This is a genomic window from uncultured Mailhella sp. (assembly GCF_944324615.1).
Classification (GTDB): Bacteria; Desulfobacterota; Desulfovibrionia; order Desulfovibrionales; family Desulfovibrionaceae; genus Mailhella.
In genome coordinates, this window is record NZ_CALUWY010000020.1 from 1 (window position 1) to 18,069 (window position 18,069).

Below are 18,069 nucleotides of genomic sequence, written 5' to 3' on the forward strand. Positions count from 1 at the left end.
GTGCACACACGTTCTTTTCGGCCATTTGTCTCGCTGCCATTGTCATCTTTTATATTTAATGAGTCCTGAACCTAGATGGCGTCCAGAAGCATCTTTGTGGCGATGATGTAGAGGAAACAGGCAAAGAACTTCTTGAGCTTGGGTACGGGGAGCTTGTGGGCGATACCCGCGCCTATGGGGGCGGTAAGCATGCTCACGGCAACGATGCCTGCAAGGGCGGGCAGATACACATAGCCCAGCGCGTATTCGGGAAGTCCCGGAGTGTTCCAGCCGTTGGTGATGAAGCCGAGGCACCCTGCAAAAGCGATGGGGAAGCCGATGGCGGCGGAGGTGCCCACGGCCCGGCGCATATCCACGTTATGCCACACGAGGAAGGGGACGGAGAGCGTGCCGCCGCCTATGCCCACAAGGCTGGATATGGCGCCGATGAACACGCCCGCTCCCGTCATGCCCGCAAAGCCCGGCAGGGTGCGGCTGGCGCTGGGCTTTTTGTTCAGGAGCATGTTGGTGGCCACATAGTAGAGAAACACCACGAAGAAGAGCTGAAGATAGCGGCCCGGGATGCGCGCCGCGATGAAGGAACCGCCGTAGGTGCCTGCCAGAATGCCTATGGCGATGGAACGGAACACGTTCCAGTCCACGCCGCCGTGCCGGTGATGCGCCATGGCGCTGGAAACGGCGGTGAACATGATGCTGCCCAGTGAAGTGCCCACGGCCATGTGCATGGCCACATCCGGCGAGATGTTCAGCCACTGGAAGGCGAACACCAGCATGGGCACCACCACGGCGCCCCCGCCGATACCGAGAAGCCCGGCCAGAAGCCCGGCCACCGCGCCGAGGGCGCAGTAAAGAAGCATTGCAGTAATCATACATTCTCCCTGGAAAAAGATGCCCCATCATAACGGCTCACATACATACGTCAATGCCGTCCTTTCCTGCTCCGTCATGAGGTGAGGCGCGGCGTTTTCAGGCTGTTTTCAGGCTGTTCTGCGGAAATTTGACAAGGTGCTTTCCCTGTGAAAGGATTTTTCCAGAATGCAGGGAAGGGTGCGCCTTCCGATGTTGAAGCGCCCGGCGCGTGCTGTGCCGGGAGAGGGAGATTGCATGGAAGGAGCCTTTTCGGAGCTGGAATACGGGTATGCCCTGCTGAAGAAGCGCCTTGAGGGGCTTATGCCCCGGCAGGGGAGGTATGCGCCGCGCGTGGAGGGCGTGACGCTTTTTCGCGGGGAGGAATCCGTGCGGCTGGAAAGCGCCTTCTGTCCGCCTTCGGTGGGCGTGACCGTGCAGGGCTTTCAGGAAGCGGTGATGGGGGTGGAAAACCATGCCTGCGGCACGGGGGACTGCCTGCTGAACTGCGTGGGCATGCCCTGTTCCTTTCTGGTACGGGAGGCCTGCCGGGAGAAGCCCTTTTTTTCCATGGCGCTGGAGCTGCGGGCGCCGCTTCTTTTCCAGCTCATGGCCGAAGTGCCCTGCGATACCGGGGCCGCCTCCCCGCCTTCCGAAAGCGCCCTGCGCACGGCGAAGATGACGCCCGAGCTGCTGTACGCCTTTGTGCGCCTTGCCGAGGCGGCAAAGGACGAAATCAGGGCGAAGGTGCTTGCGCCCATGATCGTGAGGGAAATCCATTTCTATCTGCTCACCGGGCCTTTCGGCGCCTGCCTCAGGAATTTTTATACGCCGGGCACTCCCGCCGCCCAGATTGCGCAGGCCATAGGATACATGCGCGCCCGCTGCCGGGAGAGGCTGCGCATGGAAGTTCTGGCCCGCATGGCCAACATGGCCGAATCCACCTTCAGCAGAAATTTCCGCAGGGTCACCTCCCTGAGTCCTCTGCAGTTTCATAAACGCCTCAAGCTCTACGAGGCGCGCAGGCTCATGACGCTTGAGCGGTGCAGCGCCGCCGACGCCTGCTTTGCCGTGGGCTATGAGAGCAGGCCGCAGTTCACCCGGGAATACAAGCGCCTTTTCGGCAGGCCGCCTCTGCGCGACATCATGGAAGGGGGAGGCGCGTAGGCGGAACGCCGTTTTCCCGGGCGGCCGCATTGCGCCGCGCGCGTAAAAAAGGTAGAGCCATGGGAACGAACATACTTATTCAGGAGCCGCCATGCCCGTCATCACCCTTCCCTTCGGTCCGCTGGAAGCCAACTGTCATATCGTGCACAACGGCAGGGATGCCGTCGTCTTCGATCCTTCCGATGAAACCGACCTCGTGCTGAAAAAGATTTCGGAAAACAACCTCACCCTGCGCGCCGTGGCGCTGACCCATCTGCACAGCGACCACTGCCTGGGCTGCGCCGACATGACGAGGGCCACGGGGCTTACGGTGCTGGTGGGTATGGAAGACTGGGTGGATCGCGCCATGCTTCTGTGCAAGGGCATGTGCTTCGGCATGAACCTGAAGCCCTTTGAAGCGGAAATTCTCGCTCCGGGCGAGGTGGACTGGGGCACGCTGCACTGCCGCGTCATCCATACTCCCGGCCATTCCGCCGGCAGTCTCTGCTACTATTTCGCGGATCTCGGTCTCATCGTCACCGGCGACCTTCTCTTCTATCGTTCCGTGGGGCGCTGCGATCTGCCCGGCGGCAACAACGAGGACCTGATCCGCTCCCTGCGCGAGAGCATCTACACGCTGCCCGGCAACGTGGTGGTCTACCCCGGCCACGGCCCTGAAACCAGCATCGGTTACGAAGCCGTGCACAACTGTTACTGCCGCGCGTGAGTTTCTGCCGGAAAGGCTTCTTTCCGGCATATGCGCTTCGGAGGAGCCATGGCGGAGGACATTCTTCTTGCCGCGTGCAGTCCACGCCGCGGGGGCAACAGCGATTTTGCCGCACATCTGCTGCAGGAGGCCCTGCCCGGGCGGAGCCTTGTGCGCAGAGTGGCCGATCTTGGTGTGCGGCCCTGTATTTCCTGCGGCTTCTGTGCGCTTCACCCCGGCTTCTGCTCTCTCGATACCCCGGAAGACGGCGCAAAGGCGCTGTTTGAAGACATGCAGCGCGCGCGATTCTGCCTTGTGATTTCCCCCGTCTACTTCTATCACCTTCCGGCGCAGGCCAAGGCCTGGGTGGACAGAACCCAGCGTTTCTGGGCCTGCGGAGAGAAGCCTGCGCACGGGCGTATCCTTTCGGCCGTGCTTTTCGGGGCGCGCCCGCGGGGAGAAAAGCTTTTTGAAGGCGCGGAAAGAACGCTCCGCTACATGGCCCTTGCCCTGGGCATGAGCTGGCAGGAGCCTTTGCGTCTCTACGGGCTGGACGGGCCGGACGCGCTGGAGAAAAGCGCTGAGGCCCGGGAGCGCATTCTGGAATACGCAAAAGGCTTCGGCGGAGAGCCTGCGTGAAGGGGGCATGGTCGTTTCCGGCAGGGTGGAGAGAGGGCGCGGGCAGGCTTTTTTCCGCTCTGGGGTTCAGGGAAAGGCGCTGTGTGGCCTGCCGTGAGCCTTTTGAACCGGATGCGCTGCCGCGACATGCCGTGCCTTCCCCGGAGGAGACGGCCGCCTTTTTTCTCTGCCCCGGGTGCAGAACGCAGATCAGGCGCAGAGAGGCCGGTTTCTGCCCGTACTGCGGCGAGCCTTCGGCGCTGGAAGATGCGCCCTGTACGAGCTGTTCGGACTGCATGATGCACCTGCCGCCGTGGAACGATTTTCTGTTTTTCGGCGTGTACGAGGGACTTCTGCGCGACCTTGTGCTGCGTGCCAAGTTCGGCGGAAGCCTTGCCGCCCTTGATATGCTGGGTCTGCTTCTGGCAGGGGTATGCGCCGGGCATTATGAGGCCGCGCCTGCGCCTTCCGTGGTGATACCCATGCCGCTGCACAATGCGCGGCTCAGGGAAAGGGGCTTCAACCAGTGCCTGGAACTGGCCCGCCCGGTGGTGAAGGCCCTCGGCGTGCCCTTGTGCACCGACGTGCTGGTGAAGCGGGTTTCCCGCACGCCTCAGGCCATGCTGGGCAGGGAAGAGCGCCGGAAGCTTGCTCAGCCCTTTGAGGCCGTGCGCCGTGTGGACGGGCTGCATATCCTGCTCATCGACGACGTGTGCACCACGAGAGCCACGATGCAGAGAGCCGTGGAATGCCTCCTTGCCGCAGGCGCCTTTCGTGTGGATGCGGCCGTGGTGGCCCGTTCCTCCCGCCACGGACAGGGCGGCGGGCCAGCCTTGCCATAAGCTTTTCCGCCTGTTATGGATAACGCCGGAATATGCCGTTTTTCCGGCAACGATCCGCTGTTCTGCCGCGGCAATGTCCGCTCCGCGCCTTTTTCCCTCTTCTGTCAGCCTGTTCCCAAGGATGGTTCATGACTTCGCTTCCCCTTCGCCCCGATACCCCGTGGCTGGCTCCTCTGGCCGGCTGGTCCGATCTGTCCTTCCGTCTGCTCTGCCGGGAGATGGGGGCCGCCGTGTGCTGCACGGAAATGGTGAGCGCCAAGGGGCTGGTGTACGGGGGACGCAATACCGAGGAGCTTCTTGCCTGCACGGCCCCGGAAGGGGACAGGCTCGGCGACGGCTCCCTTGTCTGCGACAGCCCCCTTGTGGTGCAGATTTTCGGTGCGGAGGCCGAGTTCATGGAAAAGGCCGTCCGACTGCTTCAGCAGCGGGGCTTTTCCTGGTTTGACGTGAACATGGGCTGTTCCGTGCCCAAGGTGACGAAGACCGGGGCGGGCGCAGCCATGCTGCGCGATGTTCCCAACGCCCTGCGCGTGGCCGAGGCCGTCATCCGTGCGGCGGGAGAAGGCCGGGTGGGGTTCAAGATACGCCTCGGCTGGGACGGCGAACACGAGGTCTATGCCGATCTTGCCCGCCGCCTTGCGGACATGGGGGCGGGCTGGGTGACGCTGCACCCCCGTCATGCGGTGCAGGGCTTTTCCGGGCGTCCGCGTTTTTCCGCCATCCGGGAACTTGCCTCTGCGCTTCCCGTGCCCGTGGTGGCGAGCGGCGACCTGTTCACCGCGCAGGACGGCATACGCGTGCTGCGGGAAACGGGGGCGTCGGCCGTCATGTACGCGCGGGGTGCGCTGAAGAATCCCGCCATTTTTGCCCGTCACCGGGAACTTGTGGCTCAGGGCGCGCTGGAAGGGGAGCTTCCCCCGGAGGAGCCCGCGGCCCGGGAGGACGACGGGCGGAATATAGGCGTGCAGCAGGCCTTCGAGGCCCTTGACCATGTGCCCGCAGACAGGGCGGAACTGGCCCTTGTCATACGCCGTCACGCCTTTCTTGCGCGGCATTATTCGCCGCATCTTGCCCTTTTGAAAATGCGTACCTTCGTGCCCCGCTATGTGAAGAATCTCGACGGGGCAAGGGCGCTGCGCCAGCAAATCGTATCCTGTACGGGCTGGGATGAACTGGACGCCATACTGGAACGTCATTTCAGCGACACAAGCAACTGACCGCCCCGCGGCCTGAGGATATGCCATGTCCACCTCAAGCAAAGTCAATCTCTGCGATCTTCCCTATCCCGACCTCGAACGCTTCGTCGTGGAGGAACTGGGGGCGAAAAAGTTTCGCGCCGCACAGCTGTGGCAGTGGATATGGGTGAAAAACGCGGCCGGTTTCGACGTGATGACCGATATTTCCCAGGGCGACAGGGAAAAGCTTGCGCTTCTTGCCGAAATCCGCTGGCCCTCCATCGCCGACGTGCGCGTCAGTTCCGACGGCACGACCAAGTTCCTGCTGGAGCTTGCCGACGGGGAACTGGTGGAAACGGTGCTCATTCCCAGCGAGGCGCCCAAGCGCCCCAATGATCTTTCGGTACGCATGACGCAGTGCGTCTCCACGCAGGTCGGCTGCGCCATGGCCTGTTCCTTCTGCAGCACGGGCAAGCTGGGCTTTACCCGCAACATGACCATGGGCGAGATTCTGGGGCAGATTCAGGTGGCCCGCGCCTATGTGCACGACACGCAGCCGGAGAGGCCCATCATACGCAATATCGTGTACATGGGCATGGGCGAGCCGCTGCTCAATCTGAAGAACGTCATGGATTCTCTGCGCACGCTGGAACATCCCCGCGGACTGGCCTTTTCCCCCAGGCGCATCACGGTTTCCACCTGCGGCATAGAGGCGGGCATGCGGGAGTTTGGCGACAGCGGACTGGCGTTTCTCGCCGTGTCCCTCCATGCGCCCAATCAGCAGCTCAGGGAACAGCTCATGCCGCGCGCCGCGCACTGGCATCTGGATGATCTTGTCGCCGCGCTGGAGAAGTACCCTTTAAAGACCAGGGAACGCATCACGCTGGAATATCTCGTCATTGCCGGGGTGAACGACCAGAGCGAGCATGTGCGCCAGCTTGCGCGCATCTGTGCGCGCCTCAAGGCGAAGCTGAACCTCATTCCCTACAATCCCACTCCGGGCACGCCGTATCAGGCCCCCTCGCCGGAAGAACTTCTGCGTTTTGAAAAAGCTCTCTGGGCCAAGGACATCACCGCCATCGTGCGCAAGAGCAAGGGGCAGGACATCGAGGCCGCCTGCGGTCAGCTCCGCGCCGCCCACGATGCGGCAAAGGCCTGTGACGGGGAGGGACCTCTCCGTTCCGCCTGAAGCGCAGGGAAGGCCTTGTCCGTGAACGGGGCGGCACAGGCCCCGGGAGGCGGAAACGTTACTTCCGCATGACGGTGGAGCTCCAGCAGAGGAGCGAACCGAACACGATGACGGCCACGCCCTTCCAGAAGGCTCCGTCCAGACTGGCTCCTATCCACACGGTGGCAAAGAGGCAGGAAAGCACGGGCGTGAAGTAGGAGGCAATGGCCAGCACGGTGATGTTGCCCCGGGTCACGCCGTAGCTCCACGCCGCGTAGGAACCGCCCATGGCCACGGCCCCCACCACCACGCTGATCCAGCCCATGAGGGAACCGTGGGAAAGGTCGCCGTAGCCTGCCGCCCACAGGCAGGAGAAAAGCACGGTGTCGATGGCGAACACGATGAGCGTGGGGTTCTGCCCGTTGGACCAGGCCCGGGTGAAGTTGGAATAGGCGGCCCATGCCACCGCACCGCAGAAGGCTAGCACATAGCTCCACGGATTCTGCTGTACGTGCATCCAGATTTCCCCGGGCTGTATGCCCCTTTCTCCTCCGAGTACGAGCATCACGCCGAGAAAGCTGATGATGACGCCGGGAACAATCCACCAGCGCGCCTTCTGTCCGTTGAAGAGCACGGCAAAGAGCACCACGAGGCAGGGCCACAGGTAGTTGACCATGCCCACTTCCACGGTCTGCTGTCCCCCGTCGGACAGATAGAGGGAGAGGGAAAAGCAGATGGAACAGACATTGGCCAGGGGAATACCCAGAAAAAGGTATTTTTTCGGATAGTTCGAGAGCTTGGGCACACCGAGGAAAAATACCAGGAAGGCGCAGGTGGCGATATAGAGTATGCTCAGCCCGGCGGCAAGGCCGAACTGTTCCGTAATGCTCCGTACCAGTCCCACGGACATGCCCCAGCAGATGGGGGCGGTGAGACCGAGAAGCGTGGCCTTGTGACTTGCAGAGGGGAGGAAGGGCATGGAAAACTCCTTGCTGGAGCGTGTGTCCGGCACGGGCGGCACGTTCGCCGTCCCCTGATCCGGGAAGGCGCGGGGCGCACGGAAAAGGCAGGGATCAGCCCGGCATGACGCTCTGCCGGATACCCGGAAAAGCAGCCGTATTCTCCGGCATTTTTTCATCGCGCGCACGCGGCTGCACTTGTGCCATGTCTGCATATTTTGTCAAGGAGGACAGGGTGTTTGCCCAGGAAAAAAGGCGGAATGGAAGCAGAAAAGGCACTTTTTGCCTTGACAGAAGAGGGATAGTAGTTCAAATTCAAATTTAGATTTTATTTGCCGCTGCATCCGGCGGCAGGTTCCCGCTTGTCGGGAGAAATTTCGCTCGTGGCGCGCCCGGGATAGCCCTCTCCATTCCCGGGTGCGCAAACCGCTTTGCGGGGAAGGACGGCGAGACGTCATGAAGAGATACGCGTGACGTTGCCACCCCGTGCGGTTGTGTAAGGTTCTGGGGCATGGCCGTCCACGATGCCCCAGTTTCTTTTTCTTCTGTGTCCGCATGGCTCTGAGGCGCGCCGTTTTCCGCGTGCTCCATGCGGACATATCCGTCTTCCGGTGCATGTCGTCTTTTTTCCCGCCTGCCGAAGCTGCGGGGGGCTCTGTTTCTGCCGCAGAAGGCCGTTGCCCCTGTGCAGAGGGACCTTTCCCATGCATATCCGCCGGGGACGGCAGGCCGCAGGCACAGCCGGAGCCTCTCTCATGCGGTGTATCTCTGCCTCCTTCCGGTATCCGGCCGGATCTTCCGGAAAAGTGCGGATGCGCGCCCGGAAGCCATGCCTGCAGAAGGCCGATTCGGGCAGCGCGCCCGGCATGGATGTTCCGCGGCGCATGTCCGGCGAAGGTGCGGAAGATGCGGTGCCGGACCCATGCTGTCCGGGGAGAAGGGCCGTTGCGGGTCGCTTCTTCTTGCCGTATGCTGAACAATGACTTCCCGCCGCAGAACGGAAGGAGCGGGTATTCCGGCCGTTTTTCTGCGTTCTTCCGCCGGGCGGGGAATCCGCCCCGGCTTCACGCATTTCCTGCGGGAAATGCCCTATGAGAGGTTCCCGTCCATGCTGTTTTTTTCCCGTAAGAAACATTCCCGTGAAGACGGCGAAGCCACGCGCCGCCAGATTCTCGGTACGGCCGTGCGCCTTTTTGCCGAACACGGCTATACCGACACCACAAGCAAGATGATCTGCCGGGAGGCGGGCGTCAACATCGCCGCCGTGAACTATTATTTCGGCAGTCGTGACGATCTGTACCGCGCCGTGCTGAATGAGGTGCATGAACATATCGTGAATGAAAGGGAAATGGCCGTCATCACTTCGGCCGATCTGCCCGTGGAAAAAAAGCTGGAAAGAGTGCTCGACGCCTATATCGACACCGTTTTCGACGGGCAGAGCTGGTATGCGAGGATATGGGCCCATGAACTCATCAGCCCCTCGCCGCTGGGTGGTCTGGCCTTTCTTGCGGGCACCCTTTCCAAGGAGCGGAGCATAGGTGCCCTGCTTTCGGAACTCACGGGTATCCCCAGAGACGATCCGGCCCTGCAGAGCTGCATCATCACGGTCATGGCTCCGTATCTGCTCATGCTCTGCGTGCAGCGGGACATGGCCCGTACGCTGAGTACGGTGTTCACCCACCGCAAGGAAGATGTGAACCGTCATTTTAAAATTCTGCTTTTTGCGGCGCTTCGTGAATTTTCCGGGCTTTATGCCCGGGGAGAGCTCCCGCCCGTCATGCCTGCGCAGGAGGAAGAGCATGCGTAAGCGCTTTGTTTTTCTTTTTGTTCTGTGTTTTGTTCTGTGCTGTTCCTGCTCCTTTGCCCGGCAGAAGAAGGATGCGCCTTCTTTAGAGGAAATGGCCGGTGCCATGATCATGACGGGCTTTCAGGGCACGAGTGCTCCGCCTTCCGTGCTGGAGGCCGTGGCCCGGGGGCGCATCGGCGGCATCATCCTTTTCGACAAGGGGAAAAAGGCGGGGGAAAGCTACAACATCGAATCGCCCGCACAGCTCAGGGCGCTGGTATCGTCGCTTCAGCATGCTGCACCGCGCACGCTTCTGGTGGCCGTGGATCAGGAAGGCGGCAGGGTGCGCCGTCTGAAGGCGGAACGCGGCTTCTTCGCCCTGCCTTCCGCCGAGACCATGGGACGCATGAAAGAGGCTGAGGTGCGCGATCTCGGCTTCCGTGCCGGGCGGGAGATGGCCGCTCTCGGCATCAACGTGGATCTTGCCCCTGTGGTGGATCTGCGGATTTCTCCGGAAAGTCCGGGCCTCGGCGATGCGGGACGCCTCTTCGGATCCGACCCGGCGCTTGTGACACGGCAGGCTCTCGCCTTCGGCGAGGGGCTGTATCGGGCGGGCGTTCTGCCTGCGCTCAAGCATTTTCCGGGTCTCGGCAGTGCGGGCAAGGATTCCCATCACGATCTGCCGGATGTCACGGCAAGCTGGAGTGAAAAGGAACTTCTGCCCTACAGGGAGGCGTTCCGCACAGGCTGGCCGGGCATGGTGCTCGTGGCCCATATCCATCACAGAGGCATGGATGAACGGCTGCCGTCCTCCCTTTCGCCCGCCGTCATCGATGGGCTGCTCCGCCGGGAACTGGGATGGGACGGCGTGGTCATCAGCGATGATCTTCAGATGGGGGCCGTGTACAAGGGGCGTTCGCTGGAAGAGCGGGTGCGCCTTGCCATCCTTGCAGGCAACGACATTCTTCTTTTCGGCAATTATCTGAAACCCGACCCCATGCTTCATGAGAAGGTGTTTCAGGCCGTTCTCGACCTTGTGCGGAGCGGAGAAGTGAGCCGTGAACGCCTGGAAGCCTCGTGGCGGCGCATAGAAACCATGAAGGCGAAGCTTGCGGGCGGCCTGTAGGCTGGACACGCTTGGAAACAGAACATCCGCCGGGGGGCTTTCCCTCCGGCGGATGTCTTTTAAAGGTCCGGATGCGGCGGCGCAGGAACATGCGCCGGCACGGCGTTTATTTCCAGTACTGCCTGTGCGGGGCCGCGCCTGCAAGGTCTTTGAGCTTCAGGGTGACGGTAATGACGCCGTCCGCCCAGCTTGCCACCTGATAGGGACTGAAATAGAAGGTGATGCCGTCCTTTTCCAGAAGGAAGGTGCTGAAATTGTCCTCTTCGGGCATGGTGCCCGCCATCACCATGTCCTGAGGCAGGCCGCGGGCAAGAAGATCCTTGCGGGAAAGCACGCTGATGAGGTGCAGAGCCTTCCCGGTGTTCGGAAAAAGGTCGTTGAGGCCGACGGGCCTTCCGTCCGGCAGGGCGTAGGTCTGTGAAGAGAGGACAAGGCCGCCGTGGGCTCCGCCGAGGTACATGTAGTCTTCCCACAGCATGGTGACGGTCCGTCCGTTGCCGGAAAGGGTGCCTTTCAGGTTCATTTCCAGCGGGGGCGTGTCTTCTCCGCGGATTTCTTTGAGGGAGGCATGTTCCTCCCTGGCCGTGGCCCGGAATTCACGCACTTTCCGGGCCACCATGTCATCGGAAACGGCGTCGGGCTTCTCCAGGCCGGAGCGCTGCCAGGAAACCTTGATGTCGGCCGTGGCGGAGTGTTCCGTATATTCGGAGAGGGCCGTTTCTGCGGCCATGCCCGCCGCGGCGGGCAGAAGCAGGCATGCGGTCAGGGCGAGGGAGGCAAGTTTCATGGATATCTCCTTGACGGTTCAGTTCATGATGCTTCTGCAGGCGGAGTCAGTCGCTGACATAAGCGACCTTCACGCCCTGCATCACGGCGTGGAAGCGGGGACAGGAACGTTCATGGTCATTGATGATGCCGCAGGCCTGCAGCATGGAATACACGGTGATGCTGCCCAGATGACGGAAACCGCGCGCCTTCAGTTCTGCGCTGATGCGGTCGGAAAGGGCGTTTTTGGGGGGAATGATCCGGTCATGTCCGGCATAGACGAGCATGTGCCCGTCGGTAAAGTTCCAGAGCCACTGATGGAAGGAACCGAATTCCTTCTGCATGGCAAGATACGCCCGCGCGTCGGCCACCACGGATTCCACCTTGCGCCGCGAGCGGATCATGCCGGGCACAAGCAGGGCGGACTCGATGTCGCGTTCCGTGAAGGCGGCGAGATCACGCACCTGAAAATCTGCAAGAGCAAGGCGGAAGCTGTCCCGTTTTTTCAGCATGAGCAGCCAGTTCAGGCCGCACTGCATGACTTCCAGCATGAGATGTTCAAAGAGCTGCTGATCGTCATGCACGGGCACGCCCCATTCCGTATCATGATAGCGGCGCAGCAGCTCATGCGACAGGCACCATGCGCAGGCGTTTTCCATGGCTTTCCTCCTTACGGGACCGTAGCCTGTTTCCTGGGCGAAGTACAGGGCGGCTTGACAACGGCGACCGCTCCGGCCTAGAGCTTGCCCCGGGCGCGGAGGGCGCCTGATATTCCGGGTTTTCCGGAAAGAGCGGCGCTTCTGCACGGCATCACGGCCTGCGGAAAGAGTCGCTTTTCGTCCCTGTAAAGGCCGCTTCGGCGGCGGAGCATGACCATGAAGAGTCTGACCGTGGGCCCGCGCTGGGCCTGTTCGTTTTTTTTCGCCGTCACGGGGCTGGCATACGGAAGCGTGATGTCGCGCATGCCTGCGCTTAAGGCTCAGGCCCTCCTGAGTGATGCCGATGTGGGCATGGTGCTTCTGTGCATGGGGCTGGGCGGCCTTTGTTCGTTCCCTCTGGCGGGCTGGGCCATTTCCCGCACGAGCTGCCGCACCGTGCTCACCCTGGCTTCCGCCTTTCTCATCGTGCTTTTTCCCTGCATGGGGCTTGTTTCCGGTCTTTATTCCGCAGCGGCGCTGTTTGCGCTTCTGGGCTTTGCCATCGGTGTGAACGACGTGGGCATCAACGCCGGGTCCATTCTTGTGGAAAGCGCCATGCGCAGACCCGTCATTTCCTCCATGCACGCGCTCTACAGCTCCGGCGGCCTTCTGGGTGCGCTGTTCGGTTCCTGCATGGCGGCCTTGAGCGTGCCTCCGCTGGGAAATTTTCTTGCCGTGGCTCTTGTGCTTTTGTGCCTTCTGCCGTTTTTTGCCCGCAGTCTTCTGCGTGATACGCCGCGCGCCGGGGAAAAGGGCGGGCGCATGCATCGTCCGCCCCTGTGGGTGCTGGTGTTCGGCCTGCTTCTGCTCTGTTCCTATTCTTCCGAAGGTTCGGTGGGGGAATGGGGCGTTCTGCTCCTGCACGAGGTGAAGGGCGCTTCGGAACAGACGGCAGCCCTGGCCTATGCCACGTTTTCCATCGCCATGGTGGTCATGCGCTTTTTCGGCGACAGACTGCGCGAACATTTCGGCGATTCCCTGCTCATGCGCGTATGTTCAGGCTGTGCCCTCGGCGGCATGCTTACGGCGCTTCTTTCTCCCTGGCCCGTGCTCTGTCTTGCGGGCTACGCCTTCATGGGCCTGGGGCTTTCCGTCACGGTGCCCGTGCTCTTCAGCGCGGCAGGCAGGAGGCGCGATCTGCCCACGGGGACGGTGACGGCCTTTCTTTCCATGCTGGCCGCAAGCGGTCAGCTCTTCATTCCTCCGCTCATCGGCATGCTGGGTGCGGCGGTGGGCCTGCAGACGGCCATGGGCGTGGTGGTGCTTCTGTGCGCGGCCCTGTTCTTCGGTGCGGGAGTGGTGAGAAAATAGGGCATCTTCTCTGCATGGCTGCCCGGAAGGCTTTCCGGGCAAAGAAAAAGGCCGGCTTCAAAGCCGGCCTTTGCACATCCTTTCACCGGAGGGGGAGACCTTCTTCCGGAATGACGAAGAAGAAGGTCTGCGGCGAAGGATCAAACATCAGAACTTATACCGGAAGTTCAGAGCGGCGCGCCAGGCGTTGGAGAAGTCGCCGCTTTCACCGGCGGCGTTTCTCCACACGTTGCCGTCGAAGTCCTGGAAGGCGTAGCTCAGTTCCAGCACGGAAACGAAGTTCTTGTAGATCTGGTAGGTGGTGTCGAAGTCCACTTCCACCACATGATCCTTGGTGGTGAGGTAGTCGGCGGGGGAGACGGAACCGCCGTAGACGTTGTTGATGATGTTGGGCATGTTGCTGCTGTTGGTGCCCCGGAAGTAGGTCACGCGCAGATCGTGGGAAAGATCGTCAAGGAAGCTTATCTTGTTGAGCTGTGCGCTGATACCCCAGGTGCCGCCGGCACTGCCGTTATCAATGGTGTTGGCGATGTTGAAACGGCCCTTGAAGTAGGAGCTCGCGCCGGGCTTGAAGCCGCCGGAAAGGAAGAGCGGCTGTTCGGAACCGTTGGTCACCTTGCTGTCGTCACCGGAGGCATACCAGCCCTTGAGGGTGGGGACGAACCAGGGCAGCTTGTATTCGGCAAGGGCGGCCAGATACCAGCCCTGACGTTCCAGAGAAGAGGAACCGTTGTCCGTGCCGCTGTAATAGAAGTCCATGGCAAGGCGCAGCGGGTCAAACATGGTGACTTCGCCGCCGAGGCCTGCGAACCATACGGTGGAGTCGGAGCCGTCGGGCGTGGCCACCAGGGTGCCGTTATCCCAGGAGAGGCGGTTCATGCCGTTGAAGGGCAGCAGGCCGGAAGCGGTGGGGCCGGTGTTGGAGACTTCGCTGAAGTTCTTGCCCGCATGGCCGATCATGGCCCAGGGTGTGAGGCGGAAGTAATCGTACTTCAGATCGCCGATGAGGCCGAAGAGATCCACATCCGCATCGTCGTAGTCGTATTCACCGTAGGCGTTTTTCAGCGGATCGGACACGGCGCGCATCCAGAAGCCGCTGGCATGGAAGTTGTCGGTGACGGGCGCGGAAATCATCACGCCGGTGGCGGGGTCGTCCATGACGGGGCTGCCGGCCACATAGTTGGGCAGCAGAAATTCCTGCTGGCCCATGCGGACCTGAATGCTGGTCTGGGGAATCATCCAGTCCAGGTAGGCGAGGCGGGTGGTGATGTTGGCCGCACGGGTGCCCAGAGCGCCGCCGTCGTTTTCAAGCTTGCCGGCGCCCTTGTAGGGGCCGCCCCAGGTAAAGATGCCTACCTGGGCCTGATAAAAGGCGGAAAGCTGTTCCGACATGGTGAATTCCATGCCGAGGCGCAGACGCTGATAGGCATCGAAATGACGCTGATTCAGTTCCCGGCCGGTGTTGTGGCGGTAGTCGGAGGCATCCATGAAGGAGTTGGTGCCGTTGAGGTTGTTGGAACCGCTGAAGGAGAAATCATACGTTCCGCTGAACTTGACATCCACGGCGGAAGCGCCGCTGGTGGCGGCAAGAGTCATACCGGCCGCAAGCATGAGGGTAAGAAGTTTTTTCATATCATACCTTCCCTTGTTTTCCCGATATCCTTTTGCATGAAAACCTTTTATTCATGCACCATATACATTAAGGATTCAGGGTGTTCTGCCTTTTTGTGAAGGCATGAGTAAGGTATAGTTTCTTTTTTATGACAAGAACAATATGATAATGATTAGAATATTCAGTTTTTTGCACGTTATTATACAGTGATGTTTTATTTGCATTATAGATATTTTCGGAATAATGTTTTTCAGTATTATATTATAAAAGCATATATAAAATGATAATGAAGGAAATTCATGGTGTTATGATGATGTTCCGGCGGGGGAATAAGGGGCCGGATACGGCGCTGAAGGCACAAAAAAAGCCCTCCCGGAAAGGGGAGGGCCTGAAGGAGCTTTCATGCAGCCTGAGATGAGGCTTGTGCCGGAGCCTTTACAGCCTTGAGCGGAAATCCTCGTAACCGAAGGTGCGCGTGACGCGGCGCTGGTCGGTTTCCGAATCCCAGATGGCGATGGAAGGCAGGCGGAGACCGTTGAAGGTATTGGTCTTCACCATGCTGTAGATGGCCATGTCCAGAAACACGAGTCTGTCGCCGGGCTGAAGGGCCGCATCAAAGGAGTATTCGCCGATGACATCCCCCGCGAGGCAGGATTTGCCCGCAAGGCGGCAGGTAAAGTTTTTTTCTCCGGGGGCTCCTGCGCCTATGATGTGGGGGCGGTAGGGCATTTCCAGCACGTCGGGCATGTGGCAGGCGGCGGAGGCATCGAGAATGGCGACGGGCATGTCGGCCTGCACCACGTCGAGCACTGTTGCGATGAGCACGCCCGCATTGAGGGCCACGGCTTCGCCGGGTTCCAGGTAGACCTGTACGTTGTAGGTATCGCGTACATGCTCGATGCAGCGGCACAGCAGGTCGATGTCGTAGTCGTCGCGGGTAATATGGTGCCCGCCGCCGAAGTTGATCCACTTCATGGCGGAAAAATATCTGCCGAAATGCTTTTCCACGGCTTTGAGCGTGCGTTCCAGACTGTCGGCGTTCTGTTCGCACAGGGTATGGAAGTGCAGCCCGCTTATGCCGTCCAGGGCGTGCGGATCGTTTTCCAGTTCCGCATGGAAGGCGGCGGGGCGTATGCCGAGGCGGGAACCGGGGGAGCAGGGATCGTAGATGGGCACGGCCCCTTCGGAGTGTTCCGGGTTGAGGCGGAGACCGCATTCTATCTCCACGCCGCGTTCTCTGGCTGCGTTTTCCACCATGGGCCGGAACTTCTTCCACTGGGCGAAGGAGTTGAACACGATATGGTCGGCATAGCGCAGGGTTTCCGCAAGTTCCTCCTCGCTCCATGCCGCGGCAAAGGCGTGCACTTCTCCGCAGAATTCCTCGCGGGCAAGCCGCGCCTCATCGGGAGAACTCGCGCAGCAGCCGTAAAGCGGGCCGCGCATGGCGCGGGAAAGCACGGGAAAGGTCATCCACTGGGAGAAGCACTTGAGCGCAAGCATGATTTTTGCGCCGGTGCGCTTCTGCACGTCATCGAGCACGGCGGCGTTTTTCTTCAGCAGCGCAAGGTCGGTGACGAAGCAGGGGGAAGGCCAGGATTCGGGGCGGAGTTTGGCAAGATATTCGTTCATGGCGGCGGGGGTTGAGGGCTGAAGGGAGAATCAGTAGCGCTCCGGCATGTAATGCGGGGGGAGCGTGTTCGCGGGCGCATCCTGTCCGAGGGAGTCGATCAGGGTGGTCACGTTTTCTTCCAGTCGGGCGAGGCGTGTCTCCAGATCGTCCAGCTGTCGCTGCTGGCCGGTGAGGGCCTCATTGAGCTGTGAGAGCAGCTTTTCCTGAAAATAGGCCAGCTCTTCCAGCCTGGCGATCTGTTCTTCGGCTGTCATGCCGCCTCCTGAAGCGTTCGCATGTCCGTGACGGGCCGGATCCGGCGGAAGGGGCGCTTCCCGCATCCGGCAGGGATGTCGCAAAAAAGAAACCGGACGCGGACACGGCGCAGAAGGCCCGTTGTCTGAGCCTTCCGGCCGCGCGTCCGCGTCCGGCAGTGATTACAGAACAGGTTCCGTCACCTTCCAGGGCAGGCCGTACTTGCCGAGGGCTTCCAGGAAGGGATCGGGGTCCATCTGCTCCATGTTCCACACGCCGGGCTTGTTCCACTTCCCGGTGACCATCATCATGGCGCCCACCATGGCGGGCACGCCCGTGGTGTAGGAAATGGCCTGGGAACCGAGTTCCCGGTAGCATTCCTGATGATCGCAGATGTTGTAGATGTAATAGGTGTGTTCCTTGCCGTCCTTCACGCCGCGCATGAGGCAGCCGATGCACGTCTTGCCCACGGTGCGCGGGCCGAGGGAGGCCGGGTCGGGCAGAAGCTTTGCCAGGAACTGGAGGGGCACGATGTCGTGACCCTGGAACTTCACCGGCTCGATGCCGATGAGGCCCACGTTCTTGAACACCTGCAGGTGGTTCAGATACGCGTCGCCGAAGGTCATCCAGAAGCGGGCGCGGCGTATGCCGTTGAGGTTCTGCACCAGCGATTCCAGTTCCTCATGATACATGAGGTAGCAGTTGCGGCGGCCTATGCCTTCGGGGAAGTCGAAGTTCATCTTCCAGGAAAGGGGATCGGTTTCCACCCATTCCCCGCGTTCCCAGTAGCGGCCCTTGGCGGACACTTCGCGAAGGTTGATTTCCGGGTTGAAGTTGGTGGCGAAGGGAAGGCCGTGATCGCCCGCGTTGGCGTCGATGATGTCCAGCACATGGATTTCGTCCAGCAGGTGCTTCTGGGCATAGGCGCAGAACACGTTGGTCACGCCGGGATCGAAGCCGGAACCGAGCAGGGCGCAGAGGCCCGCGTCCTTGAACTTCTGCTGATAGGCCCACTGCCACTTGTATTCGAAATGCGCGTCGTTCGGCGGTTCGTAGTTGGCGGTGTCGAGGTAGTTCACGCCCGCTTCAAGGCAGGCGTCCATGATGTGCAGGTCCTGATAGGGCAGGGCGATGTTCATGACGAGGTCGGGCTGCACACGGCGGATGAGCGCCACAAGTTCCGGCACGTTGTCGGCGTCCACCTGCGCGGTTTCCATATCCCGGCCGTAGCGTTCCTTCACGCTTGCGGCGATGGCGTCACATCTGGATTTCGTGCGGCTGGCCAGCACGATGTCGGTAAATACTTCAGCGGCCTGAGCGCACTTGTGCGTAGCGACGGAACTGACGCCGCCCGCACCGATAATCAGCACCTTTGCCATGTTCTTGCTCCTTGCAGCATGAAGGCCGGGGGGCGGGCATGCCCGCCGTGGCCTTATTGAAAAAGGGG

Annotated in this window: 17 protein-coding genes; 9 read left to right on the top strand and 8 right to left on the bottom strand. The window is 61.1% G+C overall.

Annotated elements, in window-relative coordinates; all coding sequences use genetic code 11:
* Positions 1-71: 71 nt before the first annotated feature.
* Positions 72-869 carry a sulfite exporter TauE/SafE family protein gene (locus Q0K07_RS06300; RefSeq protein WP_294557802.1) on the bottom strand — a complete coding sequence of 266 codons (798 nt, stop codon included), beginning with the start codon at positions 867-869 and terminating at the stop codon, positions 72-74.
* 235 nt (positions 870-1,104) lie between these two features.
* Between Q0K07_RS06300 and Q0K07_RS06305 the strand changes: the two genes are divergently transcribed.
* The 6 genes from Q0K07_RS06305 (at position 1,105) to rlmN (ending at position 6,522) form a co-directional block, all read left to right on the top strand.
* Positions 1,105-2,013 (top strand): AraC family transcriptional regulator, encoded by a 909-nt coding sequence (locus tag Q0K07_RS06305; protein WP_294557804.1) that lies wholly within the window; start codon positions 1,105-1,107, stop codon positions 2,011-2,013.
* Positions 2,014-2,104: 91 nt separating this feature from the next.
* Positions 2,105-2,719 carry an MBL fold metallo-hydrolase gene (locus Q0K07_RS06310; protein ID WP_294557806.1) on the top strand — a complete coding sequence of 205 codons (615 nt, stop codon included), beginning with the start codon at positions 2,105-2,107 and terminating at the stop codon, positions 2,717-2,719.
* 48 nt (positions 2,720-2,767) lie between these two features.
* Positions 2,768-3,337, top strand: a complete 570-nt coding sequence (locus Q0K07_RS06315; protein WP_294557808.1) for a flavodoxin family protein — start codon at positions 2,768-2,770, stop codon at positions 3,335-3,337.
* A gap of 83 nt (positions 3,338-3,420) precedes the next feature.
* Complete coding sequence (locus Q0K07_RS06320) at positions 3,421-4,158, top strand: ComF family protein (protein ID WP_294557810.1); 738 nt, start codon at positions 3,421-3,423, stop codon at positions 4,156-4,158.
* A 128-nt stretch (positions 4,159-4,286) separates the two neighbouring features.
* Complete coding sequence (locus Q0K07_RS06325; RefSeq protein WP_294557812.1) at positions 4,287-5,375, top strand: tRNA-dihydrouridine synthase family protein; 1,089 nt, start codon at positions 4,287-4,289, stop codon at positions 5,373-5,375.
* Positions 5,376-5,400: 25 nt separating this feature from the next.
* Positions 5,401-6,522, top strand: coding sequence for a 23S rRNA (adenine(2503)-C(2))-methyltransferase RlmN (gene rlmN, locus Q0K07_RS06330; RefSeq protein ID WP_294557814.1), 1,122 nt, complete (start codon positions 5,401-5,403; stop codon positions 6,520-6,522).
* A gap of 58 nt (positions 6,523-6,580) precedes the next feature.
* On the opposite strand, the gene yddG is transcribed toward rlmN, so the two are convergent.
* Positions 6,581-7,480, bottom strand: coding sequence for an aromatic amino acid DMT transporter YddG (gene yddG, locus Q0K07_RS06335; RefSeq protein ID WP_294557817.1), 900 nt, complete (start codon positions 7,478-7,480; stop codon positions 6,581-6,583).
* 1,088 nt (positions 7,481-8,568) lie between these two features.
* On the opposite strand from yddG, the gene Q0K07_RS06340 reads away from it, so the two are divergent.
* Positions 8,569-9,267 carry a TetR/AcrR family transcriptional regulator gene (locus tag Q0K07_RS06340; protein ID WP_294557818.1) on the top strand — a complete coding sequence of 233 codons (699 nt, stop codon included), beginning with the start codon at positions 8,569-8,571 and terminating at the stop codon, positions 9,265-9,267.
* Positions 9,260-10,372 carry a glycoside hydrolase family 3 N-terminal domain-containing protein gene (locus Q0K07_RS06345; RefSeq protein ID WP_294557820.1) on the top strand — a complete coding sequence of 371 codons (1,113 nt, stop codon included), beginning with the start codon at positions 9,260-9,262 and terminating at the stop codon, positions 10,370-10,372. Before Q0K07_RS06340 ends, Q0K07_RS06345 begins: the two co-directional genes overlap by 8 nt.
* A 106-nt stretch (positions 10,373-10,478) precedes the next feature.
* Here the strand turns inward: Q0K07_RS06345 and Q0K07_RS06350 are convergent, their stop codons facing one another.
* Both Q0K07_RS06350 and Q0K07_RS06355 read right to left on the bottom strand, forming a co-directional pair.
* Positions 10,479-11,159: an RsiV family protein gene (locus Q0K07_RS06350; RefSeq protein WP_294557821.1), complete on the bottom strand. Its 681-nt coding sequence runs from the start codon at positions 11,157-11,159 to the stop codon at positions 10,479-10,481.
* A gap of 46 nt (positions 11,160-11,205) precedes the next feature.
* On the bottom strand, positions 11,206-11,796 hold the full coding sequence (locus Q0K07_RS06355) for a DNA-3-methyladenine glycosylase I (RefSeq protein WP_294557823.1): 591 nt from the start codon (positions 11,794-11,796) through the stop codon (positions 11,206-11,208).
* 216 nt (positions 11,797-12,012) lie between these two features.
* Between Q0K07_RS06355 and Q0K07_RS06360 the strand changes: the two genes are divergently transcribed.
* The gene (locus tag Q0K07_RS06360) at positions 12,013-13,146 is read left to right on the top strand and encodes an MFS transporter (RefSeq protein ID WP_294557825.1); all 1,134 of its coding nucleotides are present in this window, start codon (positions 12,013-12,015) and stop codon (positions 13,144-13,146) included.
* A 147-nt stretch (positions 13,147-13,293) separates the two neighbouring features.
* Here the strand turns inward: Q0K07_RS06360 and Q0K07_RS06365 are convergent, their stop codons facing one another.
* The 4 genes from Q0K07_RS06365 to Q0K07_RS06380 all read right to left on the bottom strand — a co-directional run bounded on the left by Q0K07_RS06365 (position 13,294) and on the right by Q0K07_RS06380 (position 18,001).
* Positions 13,294-14,778: an outer membrane homotrimeric porin gene (locus Q0K07_RS06365; RefSeq protein ID WP_294557827.1), complete on the bottom strand. Its 1,485-nt coding sequence runs from the start codon at positions 14,776-14,778 to the stop codon at positions 13,294-13,296.
* Between the two features lie 415 nt (positions 14,779-15,193).
* Positions 15,194-16,387 (bottom strand): carboxynorspermidine decarboxylase, encoded by a 1,194-nt coding sequence (gene nspC / locus Q0K07_RS06370; RefSeq protein ID WP_294557828.1) that lies wholly within the window; start codon positions 16,385-16,387, stop codon positions 15,194-15,196.
* A 30-nt stretch (positions 16,388-16,417) separates the two neighbouring features.
* Positions 16,418-16,642 (bottom strand): SlyX family protein, encoded by a 225-nt coding sequence (locus Q0K07_RS06375; protein ID WP_294557829.1) that lies wholly within the window; start codon positions 16,640-16,642, stop codon positions 16,418-16,420.
* Between the two features lie 162 nt (positions 16,643-16,804).
* Positions 16,805-18,001 (bottom strand): saccharopine dehydrogenase family protein, encoded by a 1,197-nt coding sequence (locus tag Q0K07_RS06380; RefSeq protein WP_294557830.1) that lies wholly within the window; start codon positions 17,999-18,001, stop codon positions 16,805-16,807.
* Positions 18,002-18,069 lie beyond the last annotated feature (68 nt).